Genomic DNA, 10,563 nt, shown 5'->3' on the forward strand with positions numbered 1-10,563 from the left:
ACAATCTTCTAAGGATTATCCTTGAGTAAACCGTTGTTGTATTCAGGTTATAACCGCGGCTTTACCCTGGTTGAACTGATAGTCGTTATTATTATTGTCGGTATCTTGTCAGTAGTGGCGGCAGCGCGTTTTCAGGGTAAAGGTGGTTTTTCCGGTTTTGCCTCGCAAAAACAACTGGTATCGGCATTGCGTAATATACAGCAGCAGGCCATGCAGGATACCAGTCAAGTGATTAACGGCGGGGCGCCTTATGCCATGCAATTCAGTTTGGCGGTGGATAGTGATGTAACTATCAGCGCCACAAATGGCTTAACCGGTGTGGGCTTTAATGCATTGGGCCAACCGGTTGATGCCAGCAACAACCAAATTTGCCTGAATGACTGCCAGATTGCACTGAACGACGGTGAAGTAACGGCTAATATTTGTATCGAGGCAGAAGGCTATATTTATGCCTGCTAGCGCCATTACTCGCCAATATGGATTTAATCTGATTGAGCTGATTATTGGCATAGTGGTATTCAGTATTGCTTTGATGATTATCCTTAGTCTGATTGTGCCGCAATCTGCCCGCAGTATTGATCCTATTTATCAGGTGCGTGCCACCGAGCTGGCGCAGTCCATGCTCAATGAAATAACCGCCAAAGCCTTTGATGAAAATTCCGATAAGGCTGGCGGATTATTGCGTTGTGGCGAAACCGGGGCGACTAACTGTACCGTTCCAGCTGATTTAGGTGCTGAGGGCGAAGATCGCCGACAATTTGATGATGTGGATGATTATAACGGTTTATCTGTGTTAGCGGATTCCATGGGCAATCCGCTCTCCAATCTTTATGTGGGTTTTGCGGTACAGGTTCGTGTTTTTTACGATGCGGATATGGATGGTATTGATGACAATGCCATTGGCAATAGCAAATTAATTCAGGTTACCGTCATCACTCCCAATAATGAAGATATCGTGTTTACCACCTTCAGGGCCAACTACTGATGAGGAACACAAAGGGTTTTACCCTGATTGAAATGGTAATAGTGATGGTCATTCTGGGCATAGTGGCGACAGGGGTGACCAGTTTTATCCGTTTTGGTACCCAGATTTTTGTAGATGTATCGGAACGGGATGAATTGTTGTCCAGCAGCCGCTTTGTGCTGGAACGGCTGAACCGGGAACTACGAATGGTGACACCGAATAGCGTGCGGATTAGTTTGGCAGCGGGAGTGCAATGTATTGAATTTGTACCTACTGTCACCAGCACCTTTTATGATCAGCTACCGGGCTTTCCTGCTGCCAGCAATACCATCACTGCTATTTATCCGTCAAACTACGTTGCTGTAGCGACTGAATATGCGGTGGTGTACCCGTTATCACCGCCGGATATTTATGATCCTGCCAATGCCCGGATCTTTGAAATTGATTCTGTTGGTGCGAACAGTGCACCCACCCCGGTAAATATTACGCTGAAAGATACTGTCAGTTTTGCCCACCAGTCTCCGGCCAGGCGTTTATTTATTGTGTCGCAGCCAGTCAGTTACTGTGTACGGAATGGCGACATCTTTCGGCATAGCGGCTATGGCTTCAATACCGCGCAAAGTTTGTCTATTGCGGTGCTTGGCCCCGGGGAGTTAATGGCAGAGCATGTGAGTAATAATATCGCCGTGGGGAATACTGGCGAGCAGCCATTTGAACTCACCCCTCCCAGTTTAGTTCGCAATGCCTATGTTAATTTGCTGCTCAAATTTGATTTAAATGACGAGAAGGTGGAATTCAGTAATGAAATCCATATTCCCAATGCACCTTAAGCAAACCGGCAGTATGCTGGTGATCAGTATTTTTATTATTATCGTTATGACGGTGTTGGGGCTGGCCATGACCAGCATGTTATCCACCTCGGCCGATTCGGTGGTGACCGAAGTTTATGGGGTGCGCGCCCAGCAGGCTGCCCGGACTGGCCTTGAACAGCATTTGTTAAAAGTATTTCCGGCCAATGACGACGCCAATCTAACAGCGTGTGAGACTGTTCAAAACCATATTTTCGCGGCCACACCAGGATTGCAAAATTGCGAATATACCAGTCGCTGCACTCCCGTCGCCTATACATTAAGTACCGGCAATGTTACTTCGTTTAATTTTACCAGTGAGGGAAAATGCGAGTCGGGGACAATGACGGTTAGCCGCACTATAAAAGTAGATGCGCTGGATCGCCCATGAAGCGCATTTTTAATACCCTTTGCTTAATATTGTTAACCTTGTGGATATTTCCGGTACTAGGTGCAACCTATCAACTGCCGTCACAGGCCAGCTCACTACCCGGAGGTTTCTGTAGTCAAAACGGCTCGGATGTGAACTGTCCCGGCAACTTGATCTTTGCTGCTAACGATTCGATTATCGTTGACAGTAATATGCGGCTGGTCATCAGTGGTGACTTTACCTTTGGCGACAATTTTGCGGTTAATACCGCCGGACAAACATCGGCGTTACAAATTATCGTAGCCGGTAATGTTAACCCCGGTAGTGGCAGTATATTGAATGCCAATATGACGATATCCGGTTCGATTAACTCCGCCAGTGGAACCAGCAATACCGGCAATATGGTGGTATCCGGTAATCTGAATTTGGGTGATAACAGCACAGTCAGCGGTAATATTACCGCATCCGATGTTAATATCGGTAATGGTGTTAATATTAGCGGCAATATTTCAGCGCAAAATATTACCGTCGGTAACAATACCACTATTACCGTCGGTAACAATACCACTATTACCGGCAATATCAGTACCGGTGATATTAATATTAACGGCGCTGATTCGCTGATTGATGGCAATATTAATGCGACAGGCACTGTTACTAACAATGGTACTGTCACGGGATATGTCAACGCGAATAATATCAATGATAACAGCGGTGGCATTGATGACAGTCGGCAATGCGATATTGATACTTCTGCGGGCGAAAATACCGGTCCTTGTCCTGTTACTGCCCCCGTTTTATACCAGTGGCTGGAATTTGAACAAGATAGCTGGAGCGGCGCCAACGCGGTATTGGACAGTTCCACCCATAACCGTTCTGGTTCTGCGATTGGCTCTGCTTCTCCCGTTGTTCCATCCGAGCAAGTGTCCTGCAAGGTTCTAGACATACCCGCCAGTAGCAGTACATCCAGTAATAATGCGGTAAATACCAATATCGCGGCACACAACATTGGCAACAGCGGCACCATCTCCTTCTGGTATCGTAGTCATCAGGCGTGGAATTCCGGCGCACCCAGACAGCTTTTTGATGCCTCCACCGATGCTAACGGAAATTCGCTGGATAAGTATTTTTATCTGACATTAACTGATAACGGTTCGCTGCGTTTTGGGCTGGAAGACAGCAATGATGCTGATCTGGATGTACGCACCGGTGCTTATTCCTTTGCTGCCAATCAGTGGGTACATATTGCGGTAAGCTGGAATGTGGGAGCGTCGCAACTCAAAATCTTTGTCAACGGCGCAGAAGCGAGTGTGACGTCTAATGGTGGGACACTCAACGGACAAATTGCCAGTTTAAACAGTTTGTATATTGGCGATAATCGCGCCAACTATTTTGGTGGACCTTCCAGTACCGCCAACTCCGCTAATGGCCAGTTTGACGATTTACGTATTTATCAGGGGCAACAGAATGCCGGAGAAGTCAGCGCCGATATGGCCGATGTTTCCCCTTGTTCTACACAGCTAGCGTACTACCAGTTTGAACAGCAACAATGGATAAGTAGTGGTGATGTGCTGGACAGCTCTGATAATTTAAATCACGCCACCGCACTGGGCTCGGCATCGCCGTTATTTCCGACAGTACAAAAATCCTGCAAGGTTCTGGATATTCCGTTTAACTCATCCCAATCGGCCCGTTCCGCCATTAACACCGGTATAGACGTTAACAGTATCGGTAATAAAGGCTCAATCTCGTTCTGGTATCGCAGCAATCAGGCCTGGAATAGCGGGGGAGACAGGCAATTATTTGATGCAACCAATAATTCAACCGGCAACGTGGGTACCGATCAGGTGTTTTTTCTAACCCTAACCGCAAGTGGCGCGTTGCATTTCTCCTTAGAAGACAGTGATGATTTAAATCTGTGGGTGGTCACTAACAGCAATTTCAGTTTTGCGGCCAATGAGTGGGTGCATATAGCGGTGACCTGGGATATGTCCAGCAACGCATTAAGGATCTTTGTCAACGGCAGTCAGCAAGCGACCTCAGGCGACACTCAAGCTGGAGTTGGTCCCAATCTTGGCAATTATGCAACGCTGTATATCGGTGATAGTCGCTCCAGCTACGTCATTGCCAATCAGCCCCATACCCATAATTCGGCCAACGGCCAGTTTGATGATGTGCGGATTTATAATACCAATCAATCTGCAAGCGCTATTGCTACGGATATGGCCGATCTGAATCCCTGTGCCAATCAGGTGATTTTCTACCAGTTCGAGGAAGAAAGCTGGTCAGGAAATAATTCAATCATAGACAGTTCGGGCAACAATCATCACGGTACGCCCTTTGAGGTGACTCCGGTATTACCCTCCAATCAAAAATCCTGTCAGGCGATGCTGGTACCGGATAATAGAACATTGGGTACTCAACAAGGATTGCATACCAATTTTGATGTTAACGAATTGGGCAATGCAGGTACCATTTCATTCTGGTTTCAGAGTGTTGACGCCTGGCAATCGGCCGGGCGGTATCGGGTACTATTTGACGCATCAAGCGGAAGCAACAGGTTTGTGTTTTATATCCTCGATAACGGGGTGTTGGGGGCGCAAATATCCGAATCTGATGGTGATACACGAACTATCAATAGCCAGACTAGTTACGATTTCCCATCAAATACCTGGGTACATCTGGCGTTAAGCTGGAATGCGCAAACGGATCAAATGACAATCTATGTAAACGGTAGTGCAATCAGTCAATTAACCAGTGGCGCGTATCTGGACGAAGGATTAGCCAACTTGACTACCTTGGGGATTGGCGATAATCGCAGTACATCCAGTTCAACCTCGCCTATTGGCGCATCTGCGGATGGATATTTTGATGATGTGCGGGTTTACGGTTATGTCCAGTCTCAGTCTGAGGTAGACACCGACCGACAAACTATCAGCCCTTGTGCCTTTGTTGACCATTATCGATTGACGTTCTCCGTCACCGGTTATACCTGTGCGGCTTCATCTATTAGGGTGTCGGCTTGTTCTGATAGTGATTGTAGCAGCCTTTATCCTTTTACCAGTCAATTGACAATGTTAGCCAGCAGCGGCAGTTATAGCCAATCGAATCTGAGTTTTGTCGGAAGCACGCAAGTTTCCTTAATTAAGGATGAGCCAGGAACAGTGACTTTGGGAACTGAAGGCAGAGAACCCTTTGCCCCTATGCAATGTTTTGAAGGTAATAGTCGAGTCCCATGTCAGATAGACTTTAAGCAAGGAGGCTTAACTGTAAGTTGGGGTACTGAAATCACGCCGGAGAATGATCTCCAGCATATTCCCGATCAGGATTCGCAGGTACCGTTAAACCAACCGATTTACATTAACAATAATACCAATGGTGCCTGTGCAGCCGATTTGGCAGGAAAAGCATTGATGTTGGCAGTTAAATGTACCAATCCCGCCAGTTGTAATAGCGATATGCTTAATCTGTCAGGTGCTACTATCAATCAGCCTGAAAGTTATACCGATACTGGTATAGTATTTAACGCTGATGGAAAAGCCGTTATCCCGGCTAACACAATCCGCTATGACGATGCTGGGCAAATTCAGCTACTGGTTAAAGACAGTGCCGAGTTGACTGCCGGAGCCAGCAATGAATTTGTTGAAATGCCGAAACTTAAGCTGGAATATATCGCCAATGTTGCAGATCCTGCTAGCGATCCATTAATAACCGCAGGGATAAATTTCGGACTATCAATTACCGCTATTGGGCAACTTGACGTGGTAACACCTAATTATCAGCCTGGTCAGCTACAGTTAAAAGCGGATAGATTATCACCTACTGGGGTAGGGGTTGAAGGCAGCTTGGTGATTTCCAATGCAACAGTAGCTGGACAAGACAGTATTACAACCGGTAGTGGCTATATCGATTTTGTCAATAATCTGGCTAATATCAGCTTAGGCCAGTCACAAGATTTGCAGGCTTATTATTCTGAAGTGGGTGAAATCAGTTTACAGGTGCAAGATAACAATTATTTGGCTCCTTTGGGTCTTACTGTCGAAAGTCAAAATAGTTTACATCTAGGTCGTTTTATTCCGGCTTATTTTAGTATTAGCGACAATGCCCCCAAACTGGTTGAAGCCTGTACAACGGGACTATTCAGCTATACGGGACAACGCATTGCCATGACGCTTGATCCGACCATTACCATTATGCCCAAAAACGTGCTGGGGAATAATATCCATAATTATATTGGAGCATTGAAAAAGTTGAATACCGATTCAGCCGACCCCGACGATGTTGTGATCAGTGAATTATCCATTTTTACCCAGATGCCGGATATCGATCCTCAAGAAATCGTCAGCCAATCATTAACCGGGGGAGAAATAACAGTAGCAATCGAACAGGATGATGAAGAGGAGGATGGAGAGCCGATTGGGGTGATATACCAGAAACTGGCCACCCCCATTGTTCCTTTTGATGCTCACCTACAGATAGATTTTAGTGAAGAATATTTAACCGATACCGATGGTGTCTGTTATCAAACAGATTATGATCCTGCAACCTCGGCAGGCTGCGAAAGGTATAGCATTGAAAATATTGATGGTGCACATTTACGCTATGGCCGCCTGGTGATGGAAAATACCTATGGCCCAGAGACTGAATCGCTCTCCATTCCGATGTTTACCCAGTACTATAATGCCAGTGGGAACTGGGTACTGAATAGCGATGATAAGTGCACGCCTTATGATTCGGCTAACGCGGTATTGGATGAAGAAAATTCGGAACTTGATCCTGCGGATATTCCAGCCAGAAGTGGGGCAGGAACATTTTCTGCTGGTAAACCAACAAGCTTGTCCGATAGTATAAGTGTCGCGGCACCCGGAGAGGGAAACCAGCTGGAATTTCCGCTGTTGATGAATCAGCCCGATTATTTGTTTTTTGACTGGGACGGAGATGGTACTATTCAAGCGCCGTCAGCCATTATCACCTTTGGACAATATCGGGGTAATGACCGGATCATTAACTGGCGCGAAGTATTTAAATAGGTTGTTAGTCATAATAGTTATGAGCGATACTTGCGCTTTTCTCTACAACTCAATAGCATAGGCGGTATTGTTGTACCCGGGTCGGCGTCCATGGGCAGCAAACCATAAAAACAATAAAGTAGTTTGCTTTAGCGCAAAAAGTTGGAATGGAATAATGAATCGATTAGTACATTTGGCCGTGGCCGTAACACTCTTAACCTGTTCTGGGTTTGCCGTTTCTGCAAGTTTGACCGTAGCAGAAATCGAGCAACAGATTGAGCAAAAGCAGTCTGAATTTGATAATTACAATAAAAATTTGGATATTGAAATTAACGCATCGCGCACATTGGAACAGGAGTTGGCCAAGTTGCGCAATAGCAGCGCAAAACTGGAACAGGAAAGATTGCGAGCGTTAAACGAAATGAATCTGGCCTACGAAAAGCTGGTTGAAGATCCTTCTCTCAATATTGATTCTGCCCGCAAAGCCTATTCCTCAGCCGTTAAAGCCCACAAAGATAATAAAGACGCCATTACGCAAAAGTATAACGAATGGCAGACCCAACTGAATAAAGTTGAGCATGTGCGCTTAGCTAAACATAGCCTGTTAAACAAACTGGAAGGGCTGAAAGAACAATACAATACCGCTCGCGTGGATCGCTTATATCGCGAGTTTGGCCGTCAGGATACTATTCTGGTTAGTCATCAACTGACCTGTGATCGCGAAGAAACCATTGCCAAGTGTATGGAGCGCGGCAAAAATCTGGCTAAACAGAAAGCTTCCAAGCGCTTCCTGGATGAAGTGTATGAAGGTCTGACCGAATCGGTTGAAGCCAAACAACACCGTCCATACTCGGACGGATACGTACAGATAGTGCGTAGTGAAGTGACCAACAACAGTTTTAGTGGTTTAGGTGATTTCTCGGTTAGCATGGCGGTTGAAATTAAAGGCACCCTTAAGCGTAATGAAGGTTGTGCGTTGTTGGGGCTGGATCGCCGCTACTGTGTAAGTCAGGAACAAGTTGCCCAGATTGCAGAACCGGACAGCAGCCAGTTGCTTAACGTTAGCACCGACGAATCGGTTATGTACGAATTAACCCTGCGTTCTAACGTTTATGATGATGAAGTGTTTATCGACGGGGTGAGCTACGGCTCTACCAAGTTGCAGATCATGTTGCCAGCCGGTAAACATGATATTGAAGTGGTCAAGCGTGGTTACCAGTCACATGTACAAACCCTGGATATGACCCAAAGTACAACATTAAAAGTCGACTTGGAACGCACTCAATACGCCTTCAATAAAGGTGAAAAAATTCAGGACATTCTGGCCGGAGATATCGCTGGTCCTAATCTGGTGGTAGTGTCTGCCGGTACTTTTCGAATGGGTGACCTAAGTGGTGTCGGGCTGGATAATGAACGCCCGGTTGCAACCAAAGAAATTATTGAATCCTTCGGTATCAGCGAAACCGAAATAACTGTGGCCGACTTTAACAAGTTTGTCGAACAGACCAGCTACGTGACCGATGCTGAGAAAGATCGTGGCTGCGCTTACTATGAAGGTGGTGAGCCGGTTTGGCGCGCCCAGCTTAACTGGCGTGCGCCAGGTTTTGCACAATCCAATACCCACCCGGCGGTTTGCCTGAGCATGAAAGATGCCCAGGCCTATGTAGATTGGCTAACCGAAAAAAGTGGCAACAGTTACCGTTTACCCACAGAAGTGGAATGGGAATACGCAGCCCGTGCAGGCAAGGAGAGCGATTTCTGGTGGGGTGACAGCATAGGTATAGATAACGCCAATTGCGGCTGGTGCGGCAGTCAATGGTCAAATGTCAGCAGCGCGCCGGTCGCGTCGTTTAAGCGCAATGGCTTCGGACTATATGATACCGCCGGTAATGTGTGGGAATGGACCACCAGTGACAACTCCCAGAATGGCGCTGTTGTGCGTGGTGGAGCCTGGAATTTTGCGCCAAGATTGGCGCGCGTATCGACACGTATGGAAATGGATCCGGCGTTTCGTTCCAACTACATTGGATTTCGTGTACTTAGAGAACAGCAAAAATAGCCCGTCTCTGATACATCGCATCCCGGTTTAGCCGGGGTTCGCAGTTAAGAAAGACCATAGAAGCGCGTAATATAAACGGCAAACCGCTGTTTAAATGCGCTTTTTCCGTCTATGTTTATCCTGTCTATTGCCCTGCTTATGGGGCGTTGGTACAGTTGACGTTGTAATGAAATATCACTAACAGGACAGATTTTTTCCATGTTCAAAAAGCTTCGCGGTATGTTTTCCAATGACTTGTCTATCGATTTGGGAACGGCTAATACGCTGATCTATGTTAAAGATCAGGGAATTGTATTGAATGAACCTTCGGTTGTTGCCATTCGACAGGAAAGGGCTGGTGGGCCCAAAAGTGTCGCTGCGGTAGGACATGAAGCCAAGCAGATGCTGGGCAGAACGCCCGGTAATATCAAAGCTATCCGTCCGATGAAAGACGGTGTGATTGCCGACTTCCATGTGACCGAGAAAATGTTGCAGCACTTTATCAAACAGGTGCACGACAATAATTTCTTGCGTCCCAGCCCCCGAGTTTTAGTTTGTGTGCCTTGCGGTTCTACCCAGGTTGAACGCCGGGCTATTCGCGAATCGGCGTTAGGTGCCGGTGCGCGTGAAGTGTATTTGATCGATGAACCGATGGCTGCGGCGATCGGCTCCGGTTTGCCAGTGTCTGAAGCAACAGGTTCGATGGTGGTTGACATCGGTGGTGGTACCACTGAGGTGGCAATTATTTCACTTAATGGTGTGGTGTATTCCTCATCCGTGCGTATTGGTGGTGACAAGTTTGATGAAGCCATCATTAACTATATTCGCCGTAATTTTGGCTCGTTAATTGGTGAAGCCACTGCTGAGCGGATTAAGCATGAAATTGGTGCGGCCTATCCGGGTGAAGAGGTAATGGAAATTGAAGTTCGCGGTCGCAACTTGGCCGAAGGCGTACCAAGAGGTTTTACCCTCAATAGCAATGAAATCCTGGAAGCCTTGCAGGAGCCTTTAACCGGTATTGTTTCCGCCGTTATGGTGGCGCTGGAACAATCACCGCCGGAATTGGCTTCGGATATTTCCGAGCGCGGTATGGTACTAACCGGTGGTGGAGCCTTATTAAAAGATTTGGACCGTTTGCTGATGGAAGAAACCGGTATTCCTGTGGTAGTGGCTGATGACCCATTGACTTGTGTCGCCAGAGGAGGCGGTAAAGCACTTGAAATGATTGATTTACATGGCGGTGATTTGTTCAGCTACGAATAATCTCAGGTGGCGGCTTTAGCCGCCACCATCACAACCGGAATACGCTTAACACCTCCGGGTGTGGCGAAGAT

General features: G+C 46.8%; 7 protein-coding genes. All 7 read left to right on the forward strand.

Annotated elements, in window-relative coordinates; genetic code table 11:
* Nucleotides 1-21: 21 nt before the first annotated feature.
* Nucleotides 22-459, forward strand: a complete 438-nt coding sequence (locus V1467_RS02385; RefSeq protein WP_416307203.1) for a prepilin-type N-terminal cleavage/methylation domain-containing protein — start codon at nt 22-24, stop codon at nt 457-459.
* Nucleotides 449-985, forward strand: coding sequence for a type IV pilus modification PilV family protein (locus V1467_RS02390; protein ID WP_416307204.1), 537 nt, complete (start codon nt 449-451; stop codon nt 983-985). Before V1467_RS02385 ends, V1467_RS02390 begins: the two co-directional genes overlap by 11 nt.
* A complete protein-coding gene (locus tag V1467_RS02395) occupies nt 985-1,794 on the forward strand; it encodes a PilW family protein (RefSeq protein ID WP_416307205.1) in 810 nt (269 codons plus the stop codon). The genes V1467_RS02390 and V1467_RS02395 overlap by 1 nt, the downstream gene beginning before the upstream one ends.
* A complete protein-coding gene (locus V1467_RS02400) occupies nt 1,766-2,203 on the forward strand; it encodes a type II secretory pathway protein (RefSeq protein WP_416307206.1) in 438 nt (145 codons plus the stop codon). The genes V1467_RS02395 and V1467_RS02400 overlap by 29 nt, the downstream gene beginning before the upstream one ends.
* Nucleotides 2,200-7,212 carry a DUF6701 domain-containing protein gene (locus tag V1467_RS02405; RefSeq protein WP_416307207.1) on the forward strand — a complete coding sequence of 1,671 codons (5,013 nt, stop codon included), beginning with the start codon at nt 2,200-2,202 and terminating at the stop codon, nt 7,210-7,212. Before V1467_RS02400 ends, V1467_RS02405 begins: the two co-directional genes overlap by 4 nt.
* Before the next feature lie 154 nt (nt 7,213-7,366).
* Complete coding sequence (locus V1467_RS02410; protein WP_416307208.1) at nt 7,367-9,250, forward strand: SUMF1/EgtB/PvdO family nonheme iron enzyme; 1,884 nt, start codon at nt 7,367-7,369, stop codon at nt 9,248-9,250.
* A 198-nt stretch (nt 9,251-9,448) separates the two neighbouring features.
* Nucleotides 9,449-10,492 (forward strand): rod shape-determining protein, encoded by a 1,044-nt coding sequence (locus V1467_RS02415; RefSeq protein ID WP_416307209.1) that lies wholly within the window; start codon nt 9,449-9,451, stop codon nt 10,490-10,492.
* Nucleotides 10,493-10,563 lie beyond the last annotated feature (71 nt).

Origin of the sequence: Neptunicella plasticusilytica (assembly GCF_047922965.1) — a bacterium.
GTDB lineage: Bacteria > Pseudomonadota > Gammaproteobacteria > Enterobacterales > Alteromonadaceae > Neptunicella > Neptunicella plasticusilytica.

What these genes read in the sequence shown, in the direction of transcription:
- V1467_RS02400 (WP_416307206.1), top strand. Translation starts at nt 1,766, where the DNA reads ATGAAATCCATATTCCCAATGCACCTTAAGCAAACCGGCAGTATGCTG.
- V1467_RS02405 (WP_416307207.1), top strand. Translation starts at nt 2,200, where the DNA reads ATGAAGCGCATTTTTAATACCCTTTGCTTAATATTGTTAACCTTGTGG.
- V1467_RS02415 (WP_416307209.1), top strand. Translation starts at nt 9,449, where the DNA reads ATGTTCAAAAAGCTTCGCGGTATGTTTTCCAATGACTTGTCTATCGAT.
- V1467_RS02390 (WP_416307204.1), top strand. Translation starts at nt 449, where the DNA reads ATGCCTGCTAGCGCCATTACTCGCCAATATGGATTTAATCTGATTGAG.
- V1467_RS02410 (WP_416307208.1), top strand. Translation starts at nt 7,367, where the DNA reads ATGAATCGATTAGTACATTTGGCCGTGGCCGTAACACTCTTAACCTGT.
- V1467_RS02395 (WP_416307205.1), top strand. Translation starts at nt 985, where the DNA reads ATGAGGAACACAAAGGGTTTTACCCTGATTGAAATGGTAATAGTGATG.